Below are 25,634 nucleotides of genomic sequence, written 5' to 3' on the forward strand. Positions count from 1 at the left end.
AGGTTTTCCATCAGAGTATTTAGCTGTAGATATTTCTTAAGTAGAAGTTGTTCCATTTCCGATTGTCCTGAGTTTGCCTCAGGAGCATGCAGAAATGGGGACAACTTCTACTGCTAGAAATTCACAGTTAAATACTCCGTAAACCTAACAAATGCATGACCTTCATTTCGGTAGTTTATACACTACACTTAATACTACCCTAATATTTTTTTTGCAATTTCTACTGACTCTTTTGCATCTTTTGCATAGAAATCAGCTCCTATTCTCTCCGCTGAATCTGGTGTTAGTACCGCTCCGCCAACAAATATTTTGCCCGCATATCCATTTTTTCTTAAAGCTTTTATTGTTTCTTCCATGCTTTTAACAGTTGTTGTCATAAGAGCACTTAATCCAACTAAAGAAACATTATGCTTTTTCACTTCTGAAACAACAGTTTCAATAGGTACATCTTTTCCTAAATCTATCATTTCATATCCATAGTTTTCCAAAATAACTTTTACTATATTCTTTCCTATATCATGAATATCACCTTTTACAGTTGCTACGATAATCTTGCCCTTTGATATAGACTCAGAATTACTCTTAGCTATTTCAGCTTTTAAAACAGTAAATGCATTTTTTACAGTTTCAGCAGCTTGTATTAATTGTGGTAAGAATAGTTCTCCCTTTTCATACTTATCTCCTACTACATCTAAGGCTGGAATTAAAAATTCATTAACTATTTCAAGTTCTTTATATTCCTTTAAAAGCTCTATAGTTGCTTGTTTTGCTTCTTCCTTTAACCCTTTAACAACTATATATTTCAAATCATGCTCTGAATTAGAATCATCTACATTATTTGAATTTTTGTTATTGGAAGCAACGGTAACTTCTCTATTCAAGTCAATATTAGCATAATTTTCAATATAAACTTCTGCACTCTTATCGTGATTGTATAAAACATTATAAGAATGTATTACGCGAGTCATTCCATTTGCATTAGGATTCATTATAGGTAAATCTAAGCCATTTGCAAGTGCTAATGCTAAAAAGGTTTCATTTATTAATTCTCTATTTGGAAGTCCAAAAGATATATTTGAAACTCCAAGTACAGTTTTAACCCCTAATTTTTCCTTAACCATTCTTACAGCTTTTAGTGTTTCTTGAACTTCTTCTTGCTGTGCTGATGCCGTGAGTACTAAACAATCAATGAATATATCTTCCTTCTTTATTCCATATCCTGCCGCTCTATTTACAATCTTTTCTGCTATTGCAAATCTTTCTTCTGCTTTAGGTGGAATCCCTTTATCATCTAAAGTTAATCCAACAACACTTGCTCCATATTTTTTAACTAAAGGAAGTATTTTATCTAAAACCTTCTCTTCTCCATTCACAGAATTTAATATAGGTTTTCCATTATAATATCTAAGACCAGTTTCTATAGCTTCAGTATCTGAGGAATCTATTTGAAGAGGAGTATCCATTATGCCCTGTATTTCCTTAACTATCTTATGCATCATTTTAGCCTCATCAATTTCAGGTAATCCTACATTAACATCTAAAATATGCGCTCCAGCTTCAACCTGAGAAATAGCTTGTTTTAGAATATAATCTAAATCTTCATTTTTTAATGCTTCTTTAAATAGTTTCTTACCAGTTGGATTAATTCTTTCCCCTATAATTCTTACTCCATCAATTCTTACAACTTTTGATGGTGTACAAATTGCAGAATAATTACTATTTTCTACTCTCTCAAGCTTTTTATCTTTTACTCTAAGGCATAATTCTCTTATATAATCTGGAGTTGTTCCACAACAACCACCAATTACTCTAACACCAGAATGAATAAAACTACATAAAGTATCTGCGAATTCTTCTTTTGTAACATCATACTTTGTTTCATTTCCTATTGATAATGTTGGAAGTCCCGCATTAGGTTGAACCATTACAGGAATATGTGCTAAGCTACATATTCCTTCAATAATAGGTTTTAATTGTTTTGGTCCAAGCGAACAATTGACTCCAAGTGCATCTACTCCCAGACCTTCTAGTACAAGTACCATAGCTTCGGGAGAACAACCTGTAAATGTTCGGGAATTTTCTTCAAAAGTCATTGTACAAAATACAGGTAATTCCGAATTTTCCTTTACAGCAAGTACTGCTGCCTTAAGTTCATATAAATCAGTCATAGTTTCAAGTAAAATTAAATCTACTCCCGATTTAACACCTTGAACCACTTGACGTTTAAAAATTTCGTAAGCTCTATCAAAGCTTAGAGTTCCCATAGGTTCTAGAAGTTCTCCTATTGGTCCAATATCTAAAGCAATATATGTATTACCAATACCCTTTGCCTTTTTAGCAATTTCTACAGCAGCATCTACAACTTTTTCAACTTCTAAATTACAAAGCTTTAATTTAAGTTCATTTGCTCCAAAGGTATTAGTTGTTATTACATTTGCTCCACTGTCTATATACTCTCTATGAATTTCTTCTATTATAGATGGTTCATTTAAATTTAAAACTTCTGGATTCTCTCCAAGCTTTAAACCTTTTTTTTGAAGCATAGTCCCCATTGCTCCGTCAAATATTAATATGTTATCTTTTATATATTCCTTAAGCCCCACAACTTTCGCCCTCTTTTCTAAAGCTACAATTTTCATAATTACTACATTCTTTGCAGCTCTTTTTCTTCTTTTCAATTCCACCATTCACTATTCCTATTATTGCTGTAACAGATTTCCTCGGAAATAACAAATTGTTTTCTGATACTGTAAGTCCTATTTTCTTTTGAGCCTCGAGTGTCCTTAAGAAACTGTTTTGAACATCTAAAGGCAAATCTCCATAACCTGGGCTATATCTAAATGTTATATTCATTCCATCTAAAATAGCTTTTTCCTTAACATCATTTTCTAATATATCACAAACTTCTTCTACTGCTGTTGTAGCACAAGCATCTAATATGAGTGCTTTTGTTAAATTAGTTTTTTCATATAGTCTAGTTCTTTTTTCAACCTCATTGCCTAGTGTCACTGCCATTAATACACATTCTCTTGAATTCTTTAAATGCTCTTTAATATCTTTACCCTTTAAAATCAAATTTGTAGTAATAACTTCTACTCCATCATCGCTTAACTTTATATTTTTATAACTATAAACAACTCTAGGTGTTATTACTTTTTTTATTTCTTCTCTACATTCTTCAATAGTATTACATAGATTTTCATCTATGTCTTGACCTTTGTAACCAAGGTATCTAAGTACCTCTTCTTTATTTATCTCAAGTTCAAAAGCATCCATACATCACTCACCACCTTATTTATATAGATCCCCAACACCTAAGTTGCACCTATTAAATCAAATTGATAATTAAATTTCCATAAGTAAACCTTCACTTTGAGTTTTTTTTCTATAACTTTTACTCTTCTTATATCTACTCCCCTCATTATTATAATATTTTAAGATTATTGTGTAACCAAAAAAGCCTAAAGGTATTCCTTTAGGCTTATAAAAGCTTTTAAACACCTTATCTACCAGTTTTTACACTGCAGGATTTAGCACCATATATATTTTTATAAAAATACATCGGTTGCTGGGTTTCTTCGGGCCAGTCCCTCCACCACTCTTGATAAGTTCTTATATTTAATTTATTATATATTATAAAATTTCATTTGTAAAGATTTTATTCTGACTTTAATCTCTGTTATTAAACCATGTTTTTATCATTACCTAGATGCTCAGTAAAAGCTAAATAATAGAAGTTCATAACATTTTTCCCCATCTTGATAAAAGAAACTTGACTCACAAACCTTGCCTGAGTAAGTGATTCACACTAAATCACTTTTCAAAGAAAGTTAACTAACAAAATTAGTTAACTCCTCATCTTTTTAATAATAATAAAACTATAGAAATCGCACTAAACATAAAGCTTATTAACATTATGTAATTTATAACTTGAACAGTAGAAAAACCTTTTTCTTCCAACCTAAAATGTATTTGACTTCTATCTGCTTGATATACTGGTTTTCCTTCTGAAAATCTCTTGAAAATAACAAATAAATTGTCAAATATCGGTACAGCCAAAGCAAGTATTGGTATAAATAAACTCATAACAGTTGCTTGTTTAAATGCACCATCCAATGCTGTAATACTCAAAATAAATCCTAATAAATTTGCTCCTGAATCTCCCATGAATACTTTTGCCGGATATTTATTATAATATAAAAAACCTAAAATAGCCCCAGTTAATATTATTGATACTAATGCTGATTCAGATTGATTTAATATTATTGCTGCTAAAAAAAATGTTATAGCTGATATTAAAGATAATCCTCCTGCTAACCCATCCATTCCATCAGACCAATTTATTACAGTTGTTACACCGAATATCCAAGTTATTGTGAGCCCAAATTGTATTGTCTGATTTAACTCAGTAAAATTACCTGTAATAGGATTAGTAAATCCTACAAAAACAATACCTGCCTTAAATACTAAAATTGCTGAAAATAATTGAACAACCAGTCTAGGGAATATAGGAAACTCTTTTCCTTTTGTTTTATACCAATCATCTATTAATCCAATTAAGACAATCATAGTTGCTGCTATAAATACAGTTATCTGTTGATTTAAATCATCTCTTACAAATATAAAATAAGAGGTAAAAAAACCAATATATAAAGCTATCCCTCCACACAATGGGGTGGCCCTTTTATGTTGCTTTCTTTTATTGGGTTTGTCTGTAAAATGCAATTTGTTAGCTAGTTTCATAAGAAATGGCATGGTAATTAGTGCAATTAAAAGTGAAACTATCATTGCTAATATATAATCCATCTTTCCTACTCCTTAGTTAAGTCTATGGCAGTAAATTATATCCAACTCTTCCACTTTGGTTTACTTCCTATATGATTATACTATTAAAGATATTTTATATCAATTACAAATTTATTAAAGTTTGAATATAATATTTCACTTTAAATAAAAAAAGTTGCCGTAAAATTATCTTTAAAAATCATTTTACAACAACCTTTTCAAGTGAGAATTAACCTCTTTGTTCAATCATGCTCTTAACTTTCATCAATCTAATTGTAGCCGCTCTTTCATTTTCATCTAATCTCATTCTAATATACTTTATAGTTTCTTGAAGATCTGGAATTGTTCTATATTCAAGAGCATTTACTCGTCTTCTAGTCTTCTCAATTTCATCAGCCATAAGTTGACAAGATTTTTCCACTTCTGCAAGTTCTAGAAGCTGTGGAAGAATTCCATATAGTTTAGAAAGCGTATCATCAAGCTCTGAAGAGGTATTCGCAAATCCATAAGGATATATGCTTCCTTCATCTCCTTCAAACTGTCTCTTGAAATTCATTACCGGAACAGATACACTCATTATATTTTTCTCTTTAACTTCAACTGTAATATGTTCTTTAGGATAAACAATAGCTTCTTCTAAGAATTCAGAACTCATTACAGCTCTTGCCATAACAAAATCTTTTAGTGAACTTTGCAATTGTTCTTCCACTTCTTTTCTTAGTTTATTGTTATATTTAACAAGATTAATGAATTGTCTCATTAACTCATCTTGTTTATCTTTTAAAAGTTTATGACTTCTAGTTGACGCTTGCAATGTCTTTTTTAATTTAGAGAGTTCCATTCTAGTAGGATTGATGTTTAACTTTGCCATAGACTATTCTTCCTCTCTTGGCATGTATTTCTCAAGATATTCATCTCTGATTCTCTTAAGCTCAGATCTTGGAATCATCTTTAATAATTTCCATCCTAAGTTTAGAGTTTCTTCAATTGTTCTGTTTGTATTAAAGCCTTGTGACACATATTCTTCTTCAAAAGCTTCTGCAAATTTGGCTAATTTTTTATCAGTATCTGATAAAGCTGATTCCCCTAAGATTGCTGATAATTCTTTAGCTTGCTTACCTTGAGAATATGCTGCAAATAATTGATTCATAGTATCTGCATGATCTTCTCTAGTCTTGTTCTTACCAATACCCTTATCTTTAAGTCTTGAAAGTGATGGCAAAACATCTATAGGAGGCATTATACCCTTCTTATATAATTCTCTTGAAAGGATGATTTGACCTTCTGTAATATATCCAGTTAAATCTGGAATTGGATGAGTTTTATCATCTTCAGGCATTGTAAGTATTGGAATTTGAGTTATTGATCCCTCTTTACCTCTTATTCTTCCTGCTCTTTCATACAATGTAGAAAGGTCAGTATATAAATATCCTGGATATCCACGACGTCCTGGAACTTCTTTTCTAGCCGCTGAAATTTCTCTTAATGCTTCCGCATAATTTGTAATATCAGTCATTATAACAAGAACTTGCATTCCTCTTTCATAAGCTAAATATTCAGCTGTTGTAAGTGCCATTCTTGGTGTAGCTATTCTTTCTATAGCTGGATCAGATGCAAGGTTCATAAATAGAACTGATCTATCTATAGCACCTGTTGATTTAAATTCATCTACGAAAAATTGAGCTTCTTCAAAAGTAATACCTATAGCTGCAAATACAATTGCAAATTTAGAATCTGAATTTAAAACTTTTGCTTGTCTTGCAATTTGTGCTGCAAGTTGTGCATGAGGAAGTCCTGATGCTGAGAAAACAGGTAACTTTTGACCTCTAACTAATGTATTAAGTCCATCAATAGCTGAAACTCCTGTTTGAATAAATTCTGATGGAAAATCTCTAGCCACAGGATTAATAGCTTCACCATTTATATCTAATCTTTTTTCTGGTATTATATCTGGACCATTATCATTAGCTCTACCCATCCCATCGAAAACTCTACCTAACATATCTTCAGATACAGCAATTTCAAGTGGCTTACCTAAGAATTTAACTTTAGTTCCCTTTAAGTTTATACCAGTAGATCCTTCAAATATTTGAACCATTGCTTTTGATCCATTAATTTCAAGAACTTTACCTCGCCGCATTTCACCAGTTTGGAGTTCTATTTCCACTAGTTCATCATATTTAACACCTTCAACACCTTCAACAATCATCAAAGGGCCAACAACTTCTGTAACAGTTCTATACTCTTTAATCATTTGTTACCCCTCCTTTACTTATAAGATCTTCAATTGCAACTTTTAAATCCACAAAAATTTGATCAATCTTATCTAAATCATCTTCGTGTACATATTTACTTCTTGCAATTCTATCTTTTAGCTCTTCAAGATTTAAAATATCCTTTAAGTAAACTCCGGCTGTAAGCGCTCTTTGAGCTTCTCTTTTATATCCCATAACAAGTTTTAACATCCTATATTGCTTATTTAATGATGTGTAAGTGTCAACTTCGTGGAAACTGTTTTGTTGCAGATAATCTTCTCTTATAGACTTAGCAACGTCAAGTTTTAATCTATCTTGTTCTGAAAGAGCATCAATACCAACAAGTCTTACAATTTCTTGAAGGCTAGACTCTTCTTGAAGCAAAGTCATAGCTTCTAATCTTAAGCTCCCAAAGTCTTCTGCAACATTTTCATTCATCCACTTATCTACCGTATCTGCATATAATGAATATGAACTTAACCAATTAATTGCTGGGAAATGTCTTTGATAAGCAAGTTGTGCATCTAGTCCCCAAAATACTTTTACAATTCTAAGTGTTGATTGTGAAACTGGTTCTGAAATATCTCCTCCTGGAGGCGATACCGCACCAATTGCTGTAATCGATCCTGTTCTTTTATCATTACCTAAGCATTTAACCATTCCAGCTCTTTCATAGTATTCAGCAAGTCTTGATCCAAGATAAGCTGGATATCCTTCATCCCCAGGCATTTCTTCAAGTCTACCAGACATTTCTCTTAAAGCCTCTGCCCATCTCGAAGTTGAATCTGCCATGATTGATACTGAATATCCCATATCTCTGAAGTACTCAGCAATTGTAATACCTGTATATATTGAAGCTTCTCTAGCTGCAACTGGCATATTTGAAGTATTAGCTATAAGAACAGTTCTCTTCATTAAGCTTTCACCAGTCTTAGGGTCAATAAGTTCTGGGAACTCATTTAAAACGTCTGTCATTTCATTACCACGTTCTCCGCAACCAACATAAACAACTATTTGCGCATCTCCCCATTTAGCAATTTGATGTTGAGTAACTGTTTTACCAGCTCCAAATGGACCTGGAATTGCAGCTGCTCCACCTTTCGCAACAGGAAAGAAAGTATCTATAACTCTTTGTCCTGTAAGCATTGGTTCAACTGGATTGATTTTTGCTGCGTATGGTCTACCTTTTCTTACTGGCCATTTTTGCATTAAAGTTACTTTTCTATCACCATTTGCAGTTTCAACAACGCATATAGTTTCAGTAACTGTAAAATCTCCATCTTTGATTTCTTTAATCTTACCTTCAATACCGATTGGTATCATTATTTTTTGTAAAACAACTGCTGTTTCTTGAACTGTTCCTATAACATATCCTTGAGATACTTTATCTCCAACCTTTGCAGTTGCTTTGAATCCCCATTTTCTAGTTCTATTTAATGATGGAACTGAGATACCTTTTTTTAAGAAATTAGACTGAGCTGCCTCCATAAATGCATCTAGTGGTCTTTGTATTCCATCAAACATTGATTCAATAAGTCCTGGTCCAAGTTCAACGCTTAGTGGTTCTCCAGTGCTTGTAACTGGATCTCCAGGCCCTATTCCTGATGTTTCTTCATATACTTGGATTGATGCCTTATCACCTCTCATTTCGATGATTTCACCGATAAGTCCACTTTGTCCAACCTTACAAACGTCATATATATTAGCTTCATCCATACCTTCAGCAATTACTAAAGGTCCTGAAACCTTAATTATTTTTCCGGTTTTCACCTTTTCAACCCCTACCTTTCTATAATATATTAACGCCTACAGCTTTTTCTACGTTATCACTAATTCTTTGCATACCTATATTTAATGTTCCTTGATTGCTTGGAATTAATATTACAGCAGGAAGCATTTCCCTAGCATATCTTTCAATTGTCTCTTGTATACCTTCCGCAACTTGTTCAGTTACAAAGATGACTGCATAATTATCCATAGCCAATTTATCAACAGTTTTCCTAGCTTCATCCTTATTAACCACTGGAAATACGTCTATTCCTAAAGCTTTAAATGCTAAAACTGAATCTTTATCTCCAACTACACCTATCTTCTTAAACATAACTATCACGCAGCCTTTCTCTTACTACTTCCGCAGAAATATTGTTGAGTTTACCAACCATTATAATTCTTATAATTTTTATTTCTGTTTCTTTAGCATAAATATAAGCTAGCAATGGCTCAACACCAAAAGGTATTATTTTTGCATTTTTCATAATATCCATTATAAAATTATCAACTAACTTTTCAAGTAAACTTACTGATTTAGTTTTAGTATAATGTTCTATACCACTTTTTATAAATTCAGCATAATTGCTAAAGGCAAGTTTAGTAGATATATTTTCAACTGCATCATTTATCATACCTAAAAGTTTATCTTTATCTATAGATCCACCTTCAATAATAACTGAATCAAAGAATTCTCTATCTTTATTTTGTTTTTTCACTCTTAAAAGAGTCTTTAAATTTGTAGAATCAATAAGGGCTACTACATATTTATCAACAAATTTATCGTTTATTTCATTCTTAATTTGTACTAATGCTTTAAACATATATTTATCTAATATAATATCAACTATTTGAGGATCCTTAGTCTTTTCAAAACTAGACATTGCTTCTTCAATTGATTCCCTCATAATTGGCTCTAAATCTCTTATATCACTATTTTCTATGGAATATTTTAATTTTGAAACATCAACAGTTCCAACAGGAATTAGCAAATAGGATAAGTCTTCTTTAAGAAACATACCTTTTAAAATAACTTTTATATTTTGATAATCATATTTAATACTCATTAAATCAACAAGCGATTTTACTGGACTTATGTCATACATTACATGAAATACTCTTTTCAATTCTTCACTTAATATTACTTCATAATCTTCTGCTTTTTTAATATTATTCATAAGGCTTCCATACTCTGTTTCTTGAAGCACTTTTAAAGATTCGTTTGCAGAATTTGAATCAATCATTCTGTCAATCTTTGATTTATCAAGGAGTCTTGTCTCATATACTCTAAGTCTTGGTATAACTTGACTAAATTTCATTTTATCCATTAGTTAACCTCCTTAACTAAATAGCACTTTTGCAACATCTGAGCATAAATCATCCTTTAATGAATTAACTAAAGCTTCAAAAGTATTATTCATTTCTATACCATTCTTCTCTAAGATAAATCCACCTTTAAAGTTTCTAGTCTCTTCACATAGAGTTACACTAGCTTTTGATCCAAGTTCCTTATTTATTTCACATACTAAACTCGTTTTGTCAATTTTATTGTATGTATCATTAAAAATAATTTTTTGTTCTCCTTCAATATTACTATTTAATATTGAATCTTTGACAAATCCTTTAAAATCATCTTCACTTAAATTGCAAAGAGCTTCTATACTCATTTGAAAAACTTCGCTTATAACCTCTTGTTTTGCTCTTAATTTTTCATTTCTGGCTTGCAATTCTGCACTTGAAAGTATTCTTTCTTTTCTTGAAATAGCTTCTCTTTCAGCTTTTTCTATAATAACTTTTTCAGTGGCACTAGCTTCTTCTTGTTTCTTGCTAAATATTTTACTTTTTTCTTCTTTGGCCTCTGACAGTATAATTTCTTTTTTATCTTCTGCATCTTTTATTATTTTAGAAGTTAAATTATTTATATTAGACATTATTTTCACATCCTAATCTTACTAAAATACACCATTTACTAATAAGAATGATACAACGAATCCTAATAATGCATATGTTTCAACCATCGCTGCAAGAACAAGTCCCTTAGTATTGTGCTCTGGATTTTTAGCTAATATTTGAATACCTGCTGCCGATACTTTACCTTGAGAAATACCTGACCATAAACCCGCTATAGCAATTGGCATACATGCAAATAACAAATATAAACCTTGTGCAAATGAAGTTTCTGGACTTAATTTAAAAAATACAAGTAATCCTATAACAAATCCATAAAGACCTTGTGTACCTGGTAGTAATTGAAGAATTAATGCTTTACCAAACTTTTCTGGTTGTTCTGATAATAACCCTGCTGCTGCCTCACCTGCTATACCAACACCTTTAGCTGATCCTATACCTGACATTCCAACGGCTAAAGCCACACCTAATGCCCCTAAAATAAATCCCCCGTTATTGTCTACAAGAAACTGAACTAAACTCATTTCCATTTTTAATTTCCTCCTAATCTCTTTTTAAATTAATATATTTATTTGTTGTTTCAAATGGTTTAAACGGTCTTCCTCCACCATCATAAAACTTTGAAAAGTATTCAACATAAGTAAGTCTAAGTGTATGAACATATCCGCTTAATAATGATAATAATAAGTTTACTGTTTGGAATATTATAAATAATAATGGGCCAATAATAAATATTCCAATTGGTCCTGGAACCATTTTTATAATCATATTAATGGCACCTGCAATAGAACCTCCTGATAATCCTATGGCCATAAGTCTTGTATATGATACTAAATCACCTATATAACTTGTAATACCATATAGTTCATATAGTCCTTGACCTATTTTTCCTCCTATTGATTCTGCAGCTCTTCCTTGAGTAAACACTATAAGTAATGCGCCTATTATTGCTCCTGCAATTGATATTGTTTTTAATACAGGTAAATCAAGCATTGAACCTGCTCCTATTCCACCAAGAGACAATAAGGTTATTGTCCAAGATCCTACATCCATAAAAGCGTCTAGCGGCTTACCCATTCTAATTAATACAAATGCCTTTATTGCTAGTCCAAAGAATATTTGTATAACTCCAAATACAAGGGACAATATTAATATTGTCATAAAATCTTTATTTGTATCAATCAAGCCTTTAAATTTTATTAAATCGCCAAATACTGATCCATACATCAAACCAAATACAATTGTTGGAAAACTTAAATACATAAAAAATTTAACCATTTTCTTCATCCCATCGTCAAAATGGAAAAACTTAAGTGCTAAAAGAGTTCCTATTAACATTAATAAACCATATCCTGCATCTGCTACCATCATTCCAAAGAATATTAGATAAAATGGGGTAACAAGTGGTGTTGGATCTAAATAATTATATTTAGGTAAGCTATACATTCCTGTTACAGCTTCAAATGATGAATTTAAATCATTATTTTGCAGTAAAATAGGAACATCATCAATTTCTTCTTCTTTTACATCTTCAAATTTTAAATAATAATCCTCACCTAAAACTTCTTTAGCTATTGTAGTAAATTTTTCATTTTGATTAATAGGCACCCAGCCTTGTATTAGCGTAGTACTCTCCGTTTTCAAAAAATTACTACTAATAGTCTTTCTAGACACTAAATTGTTATAGTATTCATAAGTTAATTTCATCATTTTTATTTCTTCATCATATCTAGCTAATTCTTCTTTTAATATTAATTTATCAGATCCAATAAGTGATATTCCCTCATTATAATCCTGAATTAATTTTAACGGTGTTTCTTCTTCATCAGACTTAAAAGGTCTAAACCCGCATTCTCTAAGTGTTTCTTCTACTATATTTACATTTTCTTTATTAGCTAATATAAAGAAATAAGTCTCTTGATTATCCTTAGATATTATTTCTACATAACAATCATTTAAATTATTTTTAAGCGTTTCTTCATATGGATTACCAACACTTCCTAAAAAATATGAAGTTTGTTTTAATTCTTTTAATGAGCTCAAAGGAGCATTAAAATTTTCATAAGGTTTTAAGTTTTCAAGACTTACTTCTAGCTTTGTCTTCTCATTTTCTAATTTAGCTAATTCATTCTCTTTTTCTTTTAATTTTTCATAGACTTCTTCCCAGTTACTATCTAAAACTTTAGATTCAAGTTCTAACATAGTTAAAGAAATCTTTTCTTGACGTAAAGATTTTATTAATGATTGTTTAGGCACATACTTTTCTAAAAACTGTATTGCAAATTTTACTTTTGATAATTGATCTTCCCACTTTGCCAAATCAGAATCAACTTGATCCTTAGTTAACTCTTTAAGAACTTCATTATTTTCTAGAAGATTTTCATCTTGTAGATTAATAAACTCAGTATTTGAAAAAGCTTGTAACTTTTCAATTAACTCCTCTTTCTTTGATTGAAAGGCTAACAAAGTGAATTTATTCATTTTAACTATTGCCATGAATTTTCACTATCCTCTCAACCACTAATTTAACAGCATTATTTTTTTTGTCCTTTGATATATTTCTTATATCTTCACATTCTTTTTTGCCTTTATCTAATATAGGCATTGCTTCATTGTTACCACTTTGAATAGCCTTGTTAATAATACTATTAGCTCTATCTTTTGCTTTAAACAAAACATCATTATACTGATTTTGTGCTTCTACGAATGATTTTTGAATAACATCTTTTGCTTCAACAGTTGCACTCTTTACAATTTCTTCTGCTTTAGTTTCGAACTTTCTTATTTCTTCAATTGCTTCTAATGCCAAAATATCACCCCCTTATATTTCTCAATTCTCTAAAAAATAAAATGACTATTGTTATATATAGTATTTATTACTTTATAGGTATATTATACATACTATCCATAATTTTCACAACATTTTCAACGTTAATATGTAGATTAAGTTATTTTATTATAAATAACTTTACACCTATACAAACTATCGCATAAAATCTTTAGTAATTTATTTAGATAAAAATTTAACTAAATTTTTATCAATCTCTATTTTATTCATAATTTTTTCATCATAAGTATCTATTGAGTAAGGTAGAACTAATACAGCACGATATAATAATAACGATACTATTTAATCACCATCCATAATCTTTCCTTTTAGATGATAATTATGCCTTTAATTGTAGTTTCGTTAAATAAAATATTATTATTGTCTGCTACAATACATCCGTCTTTCCCCAATTTAATTACAACAATTTGAGGTCCCATAGATAGTAATCTTGCACATACTTTTTCAGCGTTATTTTTACCAAACAAAAATTCGCATTCTGAATTACCAGGATAAACTATTGGATCTTTATGTTCATGGAATTCCTTAAAATAGATAGTTGTCTGTATCTGATTATATATATTTACCTTTAATACATCCACACCTTCACCGCGAACAGTCGATAATAAAAATTGTCCAAGTCAATATTTATAATTAAAAGGACGTCCTTTTGATGCAAAAATGTTAAAGACAAACCTTTAACATTTTTGAAGGTTTGTCTTTATATTATAAGATCTATTAGACTAAATTGTTGATATAAGCATATTAAACTATGTAGTTCTGTTTTTAATTATCCCTTAGTACACAAATTAAGAATATTGTTTCTCCTTATTATATTGATACTCCATATGTATAATATGGGTTAAAAATAATGTGGCAGCATTTTCATTGGTTATTTCTTTTACTGCTATTCTTCCACTTAATTCTGAGCCTTTAGTTCCATTACTATTTAAATAATTTGCAAATATTTCTTCATATGTTCCAAACTCTGCAATTACTTTTGTTTTAAACATGTCATATCCATCTCCACCTACTGCTAAAAAGTCATTAATAGCTACCGTATATTGTTTGGTTAAATCTATATCTTTCTCATTAACTTTAAGCTCTGAAACTCTATTACCGTTTTCCTTAGAAGCATCAAATGAAAATTTTATTCCACTTACTTGCAAAAATCCTCCTTGGTCTTCAGGATATGCACCTACTGATACCTCTAATGCTTTTTTAACATCTTCACCAGTTAATTTAATTACTTTAATTGTATTTCCAAATGGAAATACTTCTGCTAACTTTCCTTTTGTAATTTCACCTGGTTCAATTGTAGTTCTGATGTTTCCTCCATTTACAAATGCTATATCACTTTTTGTTTCATTTTTTATTGCATCTGCTGATAAATTTCCAAGATTGGTTTCTTTATTTCTTACATTTTCTCTTGCTCCATCTAACTGTATATCAGTACTTGCTACAACTTCAGAAAATATAGCATGATTTGCTGTTTTAATTTCATCTACTACAGCGCTTATATTTTTATCTTCTGCTAGTCCTAGATAATCAGTAGCTTTTAGTAGTTTAGCAAATTTATTTGTGACTTTGTGATTATCAATATTTATTTCAACCACGCCTAAATTTTGGTCATATTCCCCAGTTTGTGCTATTAGTGTATTGTTTATAACTAATCCTTCTGGTAAGTCAGTATGGCTATGTCCATCTATTATTACATCAATTCCATTTACTTTTTGCGCTATTTCTTTTGAAGTAACCGTTGAGCTTTCATCAAGTCCAATATGCACTAAGGCAACTATTACATCAGTTTTCTTATCTAATTCTCGAACCATATTTTTTGATACTTCTATTGGATCTTTAAATTCTACATTTTTTACGTTTGAAGGGTTTGTTTTGTATGCTGTTTCAGGAGTACACAATCCAAATATCCCTACTTTCATCCCGTTCATATCAACTATTTCATAAGGTGTTAACATTGTGTTTCCACTCTTGTTTAAAAGATTTGCACTTAGCATTTTAAATTTAGACAACTTACCTAATTCTATAAGCCTATCTGTTCCATAGTTAAAATCATGATTACCTGGAACCATAAAATCATACCCAACAGCATCTAAAATTTTAACAGCATTTTCTCCTTTACTAACATTTATTATTGGCATTCCATGCAAAGCATCCCCTGCATCAACAACTAAAGTATTTGGATTTTTTTCTTTGGTTTGTTTAACTATTGTAGCTATTTTTCCAAACCCGAAACCTCCATCATCAACTAGTACTCTTCCATGAGTATCATTAGTATGAATAATAGTAATTGACGTAGATTCTTTGACATTATCTTCTGCAAAAGTAAAAGTTACATTACTAAAGATTAAAGTTAAAGATAAAATTGAACTTAATATTACTTTTTTTCTCAAAATATCCTCTCCTTATTAGTAAATTTTATTATATAAATAATTTATCCATATATAATCAAAATTATGTTAACTCTATACACTTCTAACACTTATCATTACAATTCGGAAATTTAGTTAATTTAAGAGCTCTAGCTACATTACGCTCTAATTATCAATAATATTCTTTGCATCAAAATGGGACTATCTAAAAGTATAAATTTAATATCTACTTTTAGATAGTCCCATTTATTAATATAGCTCTAACTTGTAATTCTAACATTTTAATGCTTATTTCAGCAGCTACGTTGCATTATCTAGCATTTCCAATGCATATATTAACTCAATATAAATAACAAGTATCAATTATTAGTTTAATTCCTCCACCAAGTAAATATAATGTGATAATGATAAGAAAATTTTAAGTGCTCTCATTATTATAGTTTTTTTGTTTAATCTATAACAACTCTGCTATAGTTTTCATAGTTGCCTCTTCATTTTCTTCATCTATAGATATAATGTTTATTTTTATATTTTTTTCCATTAACATATTTTCTATTTCTTCCATAAAAGTACCTGATTTATCTATAAACTTCAAATCATTTATTTTTTTATCAGTATTTTCCTTGTTTATAAATTCCCCTCCCCATATAGGTGAAGAACATGTCAAATTATATCCACAGCTTGGACTACCATTTATAGCGATTAACGCTTTTATTTTATAATCATTATTAATATAGTCTTCAATTTGTTCTAATATTGGTTCAAATATATTTCTACAATGTTTTCTATAATAAGGAGTATCAAATTGTTCTTTAACATGTCCCCATCTTTTTATTCCATAAATTGTAATTTCAGGACATGGAAGTTGAATTATTCCATAATCGTTATCCATTAAATATTTTATTAAATTGTTTGATGTATTTCTAAATTCGCATAATCCTTCTACTTTTGAGTTCACGTTTAATATACAGTGACTCACAAGTACAATTTTTTTTGTTTTTTTCATGAATTCATCCCCTTACTATATATAATACAAAATCCAGAGTAATTTATGTTTAAAAGATAACTTTTTTCTATCTCCTTTTAAAATATACTCCCTTAGCATTATAGTAATTTATACTTTATATTACAATATTTTTCTGATATACTCATTAATGTAAATAATAATACATTGTTAAAAATGGGAGGTAAAAATATGACAAACAAGAAAACTTTCATTATTATAGTCTGTGCATTTGCAGCCGCAATGAATATTGTATTAGGCACATTAGTTGCACAACTAAAAATTCCTTTAATTTTCCTTGATACTATAGGTACCATTTTTGCTGCAATTTATTTTGGTCCTTTGTATGGTGCCACTGTAGGTGCAGTATCCAATATTATTACAGGAATGATTTTTAGTCCTAAAGATATTCCTTTTTTCTTAGTCAATGTAGTTGTTGGACTAATAGTAGGATACATAGTAAAAAAATATAGTTATAGCTTAACTACTGCTGTTGTAACAGGACTTATTCTCTCAGTTATTTGTCCATTAATAGGGTCTCCAATTGCCATTTGGCTATATGGAGGCATTACAGGTTCAGGAAATGATTTTTTAGTTCTATTACTTAGGCAAACTGGGTCTGATATTTTCACTTCTACTTTTATTCCAAGAATTACAGGAAATATTGTAGATAAAGTTGTATCAGCAGTTTTGGTTTGGGCCTTGATAAAAAAGCTTCCTGCTCAGTACAAGCCAGAAATAAATAATGTTTAATCCTGAAAATTAAAAACTAAATTTATCAGCAAAACAAATTTACTGGAATTAATATACATAATACTAATTCCAGTAAATATTTTATACACACCTATTTTTATTTGATTTACTAAAATATTCATGTAAATATGAATATTGTTATCTAACAGAGCCTTATATTAATTTGATAGTCATGTTTACTATTACAAATCAGTGATAACATATTTTATATATTCTGCAAATAGACATATTCATTATTATTGTTGAACACATAATATGAATCATCTTCTATTATTTCATTGCTTAAAACATATTTTTCTAAATTTACACTGAATTTTTCTAAATGATATTCTTTAAATGAATATTGATCTTTTAGTTTTTCTTTAATGTTCTTCTCTTCTTCTTTTTCCATATCACTTCTTAGAAACTCTGGTAATCCACGTTTCTTGTTAAATATCAAATAGTTAAATCTAACTATCTCTTTTAAATTTTTATTACTTTCCTCTAATATACTTTCATTAAAATCTAAAAATACTTTGTAATACTCTGCATTTCCAATGTTTCTATTAAAGTACCCTTTGTTCTCAAAAAACATTCCTAAACTATAATAAAAATCAAATGGAGAATCAAATTTTCCCTCAAAATATTTAATTATGTAATTAAACTTTAAAGAATTATAATATTTATCTACCATCTCTTCTACTTTTTTAAGCTTTAGCAACTCTTCATAAGAAAGCTTATCTGTTTTTAAAATTTCATATGGTGGATATGGTGAGTATTCCATTCCATATTTATCAGCATCTTCTCTCATGGAAGATCCCTTTAATAACTTTAGAAAACCAAGTTGTATTTCCTCTGGTTTTATTTCATACATATCATTAAAAGACTTTTTAAAAGAGTTATAATCTTCTCCTGGAAGTCCTGCTATTAAATCTAAATGCTGGTCTATATTTCTTAATGCTTCAATTTCTAAAACTTTCTCTTTTATATCAGTAAAATTAACAAACCTATTTATATTTTTTAAAACATCATCATTTGTTGTTTGAACTCCAACTTCAAATCTAAACCTTCCTTTTGGGGCATTTGCTAAAAGTTTTATTTCTTCTTCATTTAATATATCTGCTGATATTTCAAAATGAAATTGAGTATTTGTATCTTGTTTTATTAAGAAGTCCCATATAGCCATAGCAAATTTAGGATTACAATTAAATGTACGATCAACAAATTTAACTAATCTAACTTTTTTATTTATAAAATACATTAAATCCTTTAATACTCTATCAACATCTAAAAATCTAACTCCATGACTTGTAGATGAAAGGCAGTACTTGCAGTTAAAAGGGCAACCTCTTGAACCCTCATAATATACAATTTTATTGCTTAAATCCTCATCTTCCTCATACGGAAAAACTATTTCATCCATAGACATAAGTGGGCGTTTTTCATTGGAAGAAACTACATCATTGATTTTATAATGAAGCCCCCTAACCTCTTCTATCTTAATTTCTCCTAATTTGTATAAAATAAAATCCCTATACGTCTTTTCTCCTTCACCTTCAATAACATATTCCCCTACATTATTTTGAAGAAAAGTTCTTGCATCAAAAGAAACTTCTGGACCACCATAAAGAATTTCTATTTGAGGATTTACTCTTTTTATTAAATTAGCAACTCTTGAAATAAGTTCAACATTCCAAATATAAGTTGAAAATGCTACAATATCTGGTTTTTCTTTAATTATTTCTTCTAATATTCTCTCTTCTCTATCATTTATGGTAAGTTCTTTTATTTTAGCTTCATAATCAAGATCCTTTGTAAAATTCTTCAAATATCTAACAGCTAAATTACTATGAATAAATTTAGAATCAATTGCTGTAATCAGTACCTTCATGTTTAAATTTCTCCTCTGCGTTAACTTTTGTGCTTATTTTTTTGCCTCTTATAAAAAAAACATCTTCCCATTCTTTAGTTTCCTCTATTTCAAAATATTTTTCAAGGATTTTTTTTATTTCTTCAATATTTGAGCTTAAAAGTATATTCAAATTTCTAAATGTGAATTCTCTAACTTTTTCATTAGGCAATATAATCTTTATTTTATTATTAAACACCTTTCCTCTTTCCTTATTTATATCCCAAATAAATATTTCACCACATTCTTTTAAATATAAACTTATTTCCTTAATTAATTTCTCTTTTTCTAAACTGGTCCATATCTTGTTTAAATCAAAGAAGAATGTACATGCATCATATTGTCTATCTTTCAATTCTATTTTAGTATCACTAGATACATAATCTAATGATAATTCATCCTGTGCTTCTTTAGATATATTATATATAATTCCAAGATTTTTTTCTCCAACATCCAATATGTCTCCTTGTAAAATAACATCTTCTAAATCAAGTACTAATGTTTTCCCCATAGCTTTTCCTCCTACTTATTAATATTTGTAGTTGCTTGCGGAATTCCGCAAGCATTGATTTACCTAACTTTTTTCAAGTTAGGTATTTATATTTTCCTCCAGTATGTCAAAATATTAATAACAACAAAAATAAAAAACAAATGGAGGTAAAATAACATGTTTTCACTTAATAAAATTAAGCAATTAAATTTGTTTGATCAAGTTTCCGAATTAAACTATCTTTCAACTAAACAACCAGTAGGTTTTTTAAACTTACTTTCTGATAATTTCGACCTGGAAAGTTTTATTCCAGAATCCTTCTCAAATCACTATTACTCTACATTAGGCCGGGATAGAGATTATAAATTATCTTCAATATTATCTGCACTAATACTAATGCAAATATTTCATATTCCTACTAATGTTTTATTACATCTTTTTCTTATATTTTCTACTGAAATAAGAGAATTCTGCGGATTCTATGATTCTGTTCCTGCTGAATCATACTTTAGTAGATTTAAAACCGATTTTGAAAAAGATATAGCAGATTTATTTAATTCTTTAGTTCCTAATGTAATTGATATTTGTAACGAATTTAATCTTTCATTGCCGGATAATTCACCCTATAAAGACCGTAATTCTATGCTTATATATGATACTTCTGGCTTAAAGCCAAAAGTTAAAGAAAACAATCCTAAGACCCTTGTTTCTGAAATTAATAAGCAAAAATCGTACGCGAAAGCCATTAAGAAGAAAGATTACAATGCATACGCTGCGGCATATAAAAACATGCCTAAATTTTCAGAAGCTAATCCTAGTATAAAATTAGATTTTGTTAATGGTCATTTTGGATATTTTTATAAATTTGGTATTTTAACTAACGGATTAGGAATTCCACTTGGAATAAACTTCTTTGATGAAAACTTTTATTCTTCTGTAAAACAAGAATTTGAAACTCCTGAAGAACAAAAATATGCTTATGATAATGCTTCATTAAAATCAGTTGTTAAGCCATTTATAAATAATCTAAAATCAAAAACTAATTTTCAATTTAAAACTTTTTTAGGTGATTCAGAATTTGATAGTTATGAAAATTTCGGACTTTTAAAACAACTTAATTTTCAAAAAGTATTTATTCCCTTAAACTCTCGTAATCAAAAAAATACTAAAATTAATGATTTAGAATTTAATACATCGGGAATTCCATTATGTCCGCTAACCAAAGAACAATTTAAATCAGAAGGTAGTTGTGGTGGTAAAAACCGAAGCGTACGCTATAAATTCACCTGTCCTAAATCTTATAGGGATAAGAAAGGCAAATGCTATCTTACATGTGAAACTCCATGTACTGATAATAAAAGTGGTCGAATGACTTACGTCTATCCGGATAAAGATTTCAGACTTTATCCAGGTATACAAAGGAATTCCGATGAATGGGCTAAAACTTACAAAATACGTACTATTATTGAAAGAGAAATATCTTGTTTTAAGTTTAATCCTTGCATACAGTCACCCAATACAGTAAATACAACCACTATGCGCTCTGACCTTTATTTAACAGCTATATCAAAACTAATAAACGTTATATTGTCTCATTCTCTAAATAACCCCGAATATATTAGGAGCATTAGAAAACTTATTGCAATTGCAGCTTAATAACATATCCACAAATCAAAATATATTTTTATGATTTTTTAAACCTTTTATTAAAGGTTTTATTGTTATGCTCTTTTTTATGTGGATATGATCTTAATTTTAAAAAATTATCCACAGATTTTATTTTTCTATTTTGCAATCAACTAATTAATATTTGTCCACTAGCTAGAATCTGTAACATTCCAGTATATATGAAATTACATTTGAATCTAATAATCATTCTATAATTATATTCTAACATTTTTTTCCATAAGAATGAATACGTAAAGCTTATTTGTTTATTCTATTCTCAGAAATAATAAAACTGCCTAAAAATAATTATTCAATTATTTAAGGCAGTTTTATCGCTTTTTTTAACTTTAAGCACACTCGAAAATTTGCTTTACAGATTTTTCAATGTACAATTAATACATTTTAGTGTACTGTAAGGATAATTATTTTATAATTTTTTATAAGTTCTTGGTTGCGCTTCGCTCTTTTTTATTTGTGAAATATTCTTATTTTTTCTTAAAAAGTTCTTGGTTGTGCTTCGCACTTTTTTTTATTTGGGCGCACTTTTTTTATTGGTGAAAAGATCTTAATTGTGCTTCGCACTTTTTTTATTTGGGCGTACTTTTTTTATTTGTGTATATTTTGAAATATAATTTAGTTATTACTAAACAAGTTAATATAACTAAAAATGCACCTATAAATATCCAGACTAACTTTGGAAGATTAAATGTTGAGTTTAGATTGTTGCATTGTAATTTATAAATGCATCCTATTCCACTATCTAATATATAAATGTCACCTTCTGAGTATCTTATTCCTTTTATTTTGCTTTCATCTTTTAATTTTAATAAATCAGATTTAATACTGTCTGTATTTATTGCTGCTATAATATTTTCTTTAATATCAAAATATACTTTTGTATTCTGACCTAATATTTTGCCTTCTTTATCTATAGCTAAATACCTAGTGACTCCAACATCTGAATATTGGTAGATAGGTGCAGAAACAATTTTATTAGGAGGATTTGCAATAAGCGTTGAAACCAATTTTTCGCCTTTAAATCTAGGTGAACTTATAGGGTCACCACCACTAAAATCTGGCCAACCATACCACTTTCCTTTGTCTATTTTGTATAAATAATCGAAATCTCTATTTATAGGTCTATCTCCAACATTCTCCATGCCTCCAACAATTCCAATTAATTTCCCTTCACTATCTAGATCCCAACCTTTAATATTTCTTATTCCTGAAGCATATAATGATACCTTGTCATCATCTAAATTTACTTCGACTACACAAGCATTTGCTAACTTTTCTGCTTTTATCCTTTGTCCTTCTTCAGACGAATTTCCATATGGCATAAAAGCACCTGTTTTCTTTTCTCCATAATTAAATCCATTTAATGTTATATCCATAGAACTTTTATCATAAGGGATTTTATCTAAAGAATAATCATTTTCATAAGAAGCTACCCCTGAATTTGTAACAGTCCCTATAGATAAAAGAATCTTTGAATCTTTTATAATTAAATTTCTATCTAGATATTTGCCTTCACAAGGTATATCTCCTAAAATTGATTTTAAATTTTTTTTTTCTAAATCATACTTATACAAATTAGACTTAGAAATAAAATATAATTTATTTTTATAAAAGACCACATTTTCTATTTTTAACGTTTTATCTTGCAGCAGTGTTTCTTCTCTTCCATCGTCTTTAATAACCTTAATATAATTATCATAAGCTATATAAGTATTTTTATTTTCATCTTTATCAAAAGCTATAGAATTCTTACAATTCTTGTATGCAACACTCCAACTGATATTATTTTTTAAAATACTCATTTTATATTGATTAGAAAATTTAAATACTCCAAAGGCTAAAACAACTATTACAATTGAAATAATTAAAAATTTTAGAAACCTTTTCACTTCACTCTCCCCTTACTGTTTTAATTATGAATATGAAAAAATAACAAGTCAAAGATGCAATGTATATTTTGAGTCAGGCACGGAGGTATGTTTTCCTCATAGTGGCTCATTAGGTGAACATGCAGACGACCCATGACGCAAAATAGACTAGTATACTGACTTGTTATTATTTTGAATATCCTTTAAGCATCAGAAATAAATATCCATCTAAATATATCTTATGTATAATGTCTCTGTTAAATTTATATTGTAAAAATAATAAAATAAGACCTCTATTTGAAAATCTTGTTTATATTAGTTGTAGAATTTAAAAATTCATATTTAACTACTTATTTGAATATTCTTTATATTAAGGCACCTTCGGACTGTTGTTTTATTTGATGTGCCTAATTTAAAGGAGTGAATGAACTTTGGATAAAGATAACTTTTTAAAGAATTCTTTTTTACTTATTGTGTCTAATGTAACTACAGGAATACTTGGTTTTATATTTAACATATATCTTTCTAAAGTTTTAGGCGCTGAAGGAATGGGTCTTTATAATTTAGTTATGCCTATTTACAATTTATTTATATGTCTTATGACTGCTGGAATAGTTGCATCGATTTCCAAAATAACTGCTGTCTATAACCAAAAAGGCGAACATAATAATATAGTAAGAACTATTAGGGTTGTTTCTATGTTTAATATATCTTGGGCGTTTTTAATAGGAATTATAGTATTTTTTTCAGCTCCACTAATTGGGAAATATGGTGTCAATGATGTTCGAACTATAGATGCTATCCGAGTAATTTGTCCTGCTATGGTGTGTATTGCTATTTCAAATATACTTAAAGGATATTTTTATGGAACTTCTAAAATTGCAGTGCCAGCTATAATTGATATTTTTGAAAAAGCTATGAGAATTGTAACTGTAAGTTTGCTTATTTTCTTAACTCAAGCTCAAACCCTTGAAAGTATGGTAACCTTGGCTACGGTTGCGTTATGCATAGGTGAATTTCAAAGCCTATTTTTCCTATTCATTTATTATAAATATTCCATAAACAAAATGCCTGTTTCTTATGAAAAATCCGAAAGCAGATTCCAGCTTCTTTTTGATGTAGTACTTATATCAGTACCTCTTCTTATGAATGGATTCTTAACTAATATTCTAGGAACCCTTTCTACTCTTATTGTTCCTAGGCGCTTGATTGTCTCTGGCTTTAGTTATACTGATGCTTTAAGTATGATAGGACGATATAATGGAATGGCACTAAGTATAATTACAATCCCTTTAATTGTAGTTTCTACAATTAACACTCTACTAATTCCAGACCTTTCTCAAACTCTAGTTTTAGGGAAGCAATATGAGGCTTCACTTAGAATAAAAAAAGTTATTAAATTTGCATTCTTACTTGGAATAGCAACTACAACAATTTGTAGTGTAATTCCAGATGCCTTAGGTCAAATGTTTTATGGTAGAAATGATTTAGGATCATATATTAGATTTGCTTCACTTACTGCACCAATATTCTTTCCTGCAGTAACCATGTTTGGAATATTAAACGGACTTAATAGACAAGGTATAATTCTTAGAAACTCTTTAATTGAGGCTATAATTGAATTAATATGTTTATACATATTTACTGCAATCCCTTCAATTAATATATTTGGATATAGTCTAACCATGTTTATAGCTTGTTCAATTGGACTAGTGCTTAACATGTATGAAGTCAATAAGCATATTGAGCTTAATTTAAATAAATCAAATATAATAATATATATCTTGCTTGGATTTTTAACTTTCTTAATTATTAACACAATTTCAAAACACATATTCATAAACTCTCTAATCATAAACAATTTTATGGTAATCGGATTTGTTTTCTTAATATTTACCTACTTTGGAACCTTTGGAGAAAATGATAATTAAAAAATAAAAGATACATTCTTCTAGATTTCTAGATAGAATATATCTTCTATTTTTATTAGGCACAATCAAAAAAAATAACAAGT

21 protein-coding genes and 1 riboswitch are annotated in these 25,634 nt (G+C 29.2%); of the genes, 3 read left to right on the forward strand and 18 right to left on the reverse strand.

Features of this window, described 5'->3' with window-relative positions:
- Positions 1 to 194 precede the first annotated feature (194 nt).
- From DIC82_17170 to DIC82_17240, 15 genes are all read right to left on the reverse strand, one after another.
- Positions 195 to 2,603: a homocysteine methyltransferase gene (locus DIC82_17170; GenBank protein ID AWK52618.1), complete on the reverse strand. Its 2,409-nt coding sequence runs from the start codon at positions 2,601 to 2,603 to the stop codon at positions 195 to 197.
- Entirely contained in the window at positions 2,593 to 3,276 is a 684-nt protein-coding gene (locus tag DIC82_17175) for a methionine synthase (protein AWK52619.1), read from the reverse strand. Before DIC82_17175 ends, DIC82_17170 begins: the two co-directional genes overlap by 11 nt.
- Before the next feature lie 223 nt (positions 3,277 to 3,499).
- Positions 3,500 to 3,611, reverse strand: a riboswitch (SAM riboswitch).
- Between the two features lie 244 nt (positions 3,612 to 3,855).
- Entirely contained in the window at positions 3,856 to 4,806 is a 951-nt protein-coding gene (locus DIC82_17180; GenBank protein AWK52620.1) for an undecaprenyl-phosphate alpha-N-acetylglucosaminyl 1-phosphate transferase, read from the reverse strand.
- 208 nt (positions 4,807 to 5,014) lie between these two features.
- The gene (locus tag DIC82_17185; protein ID AWK52621.1) at positions 5,015 to 5,656 is read right to left on the reverse strand and encodes a V-type ATP synthase subunit D; all 642 of its coding nucleotides are present in this window, start codon (positions 5,654 to 5,656) and stop codon (positions 5,015 to 5,017) included.
- 3 nt (positions 5,657 to 5,659) lie between these two features.
- Positions 5,660 to 7,039 (reverse strand): V-type ATP synthase subunit B, encoded by a 1,380-nt coding sequence (locus tag DIC82_17190; GenBank protein ID AWK52622.1) that lies wholly within the window; start codon positions 7,037 to 7,039, stop codon positions 5,660 to 5,662.
- On the reverse strand, positions 7,032 to 8,810 hold the full coding sequence (locus DIC82_17195; GenBank protein ID AWK52623.1) for a V-type ATP synthase subunit A: 1,779 nt from the start codon (positions 8,808 to 8,810) through the stop codon (positions 7,032 to 7,034). The genes DIC82_17190 and DIC82_17195 overlap by 8 nt, the downstream gene beginning before the upstream one ends.
- Before the next feature lie 19 nt (positions 8,811 to 8,829).
- The gene (locus DIC82_17200; protein ID AWK53120.1) at positions 8,830 to 9,141 is read right to left on the reverse strand and encodes a V-type ATP synthase subunit F; all 312 of its coding nucleotides are present in this window, start codon (positions 9,139 to 9,141) and stop codon (positions 8,830 to 8,832) included.
- A complete protein-coding gene (locus tag DIC82_17205; protein AWK52624.1) occupies positions 9,134 to 10,135 on the reverse strand; it encodes a V-type ATP synthase subunit C in 1,002 nt (333 codons plus the stop codon). The genes DIC82_17200 and DIC82_17205 overlap by 8 nt, the downstream gene beginning before the upstream one ends.
- Before the next feature lie 12 nt (positions 10,136 to 10,147).
- Positions 10,148 to 10,738: a V-type ATP synthase subunit E gene (locus DIC82_17210; protein ID AWK52625.1), complete on the reverse strand. Its 591-nt coding sequence runs from the start codon at positions 10,736 to 10,738 to the stop codon at positions 10,148 to 10,150.
- A gap of 21 nt (positions 10,739 to 10,759) precedes the next feature.
- On the reverse strand, positions 10,760 to 11,245 hold the full coding sequence (locus DIC82_17215; protein AWK52626.1) for a V-type ATP synthase subunit K: 486 nt from the start codon (positions 11,243 to 11,245) through the stop codon (positions 10,760 to 10,762).
- 13 nt (positions 11,246 to 11,258) lie between these two features.
- Entirely contained in the window at positions 11,259 to 13,211 is a 1,953-nt protein-coding gene (locus tag DIC82_17220) for a V-type ATP synthase subunit I (protein AWK52627.1), read from the reverse strand.
- On the reverse strand, positions 13,198 to 13,524 hold the full coding sequence (locus DIC82_17225) for an ATPase (protein ID AWK52628.1): 327 nt from the start codon (positions 13,522 to 13,524) through the stop codon (positions 13,198 to 13,200). The genes DIC82_17220 and DIC82_17225 overlap by 14 nt, the downstream gene beginning before the upstream one ends.
- 347 nt (positions 13,525 to 13,871) lie before the next feature.
- Positions 13,872 to 14,144 carry a hypothetical protein gene (locus tag DIC82_17230; GenBank protein AWK52629.1) on the reverse strand — a complete coding sequence of 91 codons (273 nt, stop codon included), beginning with the start codon at positions 14,142 to 14,144 and terminating at the stop codon, positions 13,872 to 13,874.
- A gap of 207 nt (positions 14,145 to 14,351) precedes the next feature.
- The gene (locus DIC82_17235; GenBank protein ID AWK52630.1) at positions 14,352 to 15,953 is read right to left on the reverse strand and encodes a multifunctional 2',3'-cyclic-nucleotide 2'-phosphodiesterase/5'-nucleotidase/3'-nucleotidase; all 1,602 of its coding nucleotides are present in this window, start codon (positions 15,951 to 15,953) and stop codon (positions 14,352 to 14,354) included.
- 433 nt (positions 15,954 to 16,386) lie between these two features.
- Positions 16,387 to 16,938 (reverse strand): hypothetical protein, encoded by a 552-nt coding sequence (locus DIC82_17240; GenBank protein ID AWK52631.1) that lies wholly within the window; start codon positions 16,936 to 16,938, stop codon positions 16,387 to 16,389.
- A 189-nt stretch (positions 16,939 to 17,127) separates the two neighbouring features.
- On the opposite strand from DIC82_17240, the gene DIC82_17245 reads away from it, so the two are divergent.
- Positions 17,128 to 17,688, forward strand: a complete 561-nt coding sequence (locus tag DIC82_17245) for an ECF transporter S component (GenBank protein ID AWK52632.1) — start codon at positions 17,128 to 17,130, stop codon at positions 17,686 to 17,688.
- Between the two features lie 205 nt (positions 17,689 to 17,893).
- On the opposite strand, the gene DIC82_17250 is transcribed toward DIC82_17245, so the two are convergent.
- A complete protein-coding gene (locus DIC82_17250) occupies positions 17,894 to 19,558 on the reverse strand; it encodes a B12-binding domain-containing radical SAM protein (GenBank protein AWK52633.1) in 1,665 nt (554 codons plus the stop codon).
- Entirely contained in the window at positions 19,533 to 20,087 is a 555-nt protein-coding gene (locus DIC82_17255) for a hypothetical protein (protein ID AWK52634.1), read from the reverse strand. Before DIC82_17255 ends, DIC82_17250 begins: the two co-directional genes overlap by 26 nt.
- Before the next feature lie 156 nt (positions 20,088 to 20,243).
- Here DIC82_17255 and DIC82_17260 point away from each other — a divergent pair, with 156 nt between their 5' ends.
- A complete protein-coding gene (locus DIC82_17260; protein ID AWK52635.1) occupies positions 20,244 to 21,722 on the forward strand; it encodes an ISNCY family transposase in 1,479 nt (492 codons plus the stop codon).
- 599 nt (positions 21,723 to 22,321) lie between these two features.
- On the opposite strand, the gene DIC82_17265 is transcribed toward DIC82_17260, so the two are convergent.
- A complete protein-coding gene (locus DIC82_17265) occupies positions 22,322 to 23,641 on the reverse strand; it encodes a hypothetical protein (protein ID AWK52636.1) in 1,320 nt (439 codons plus the stop codon).
- A 410-nt stretch (positions 23,642 to 24,051) separates the two neighbouring features.
- On the opposite strand from DIC82_17265, the gene spoVB reads away from it, so the two are divergent.
- Positions 24,052 to 25,551, forward strand: coding sequence for a stage V sporulation protein B (spoVB, locus tag DIC82_17270; protein ID AWK52637.1), 1,500 nt, complete (start codon positions 24,052 to 24,054; stop codon positions 25,549 to 25,551).
- Positions 25,552 to 25,634 lie beyond the last annotated feature (83 nt).

The sequence above is a fragment of the Clostridium beijerinckii genome, assembly GCA_003129525.1.
In the GTDB taxonomy this organism is placed as follows: Bacteria; Bacillota; Clostridia; order Clostridiales; family Clostridiaceae; genus Clostridium; species Clostridium beijerinckii_D.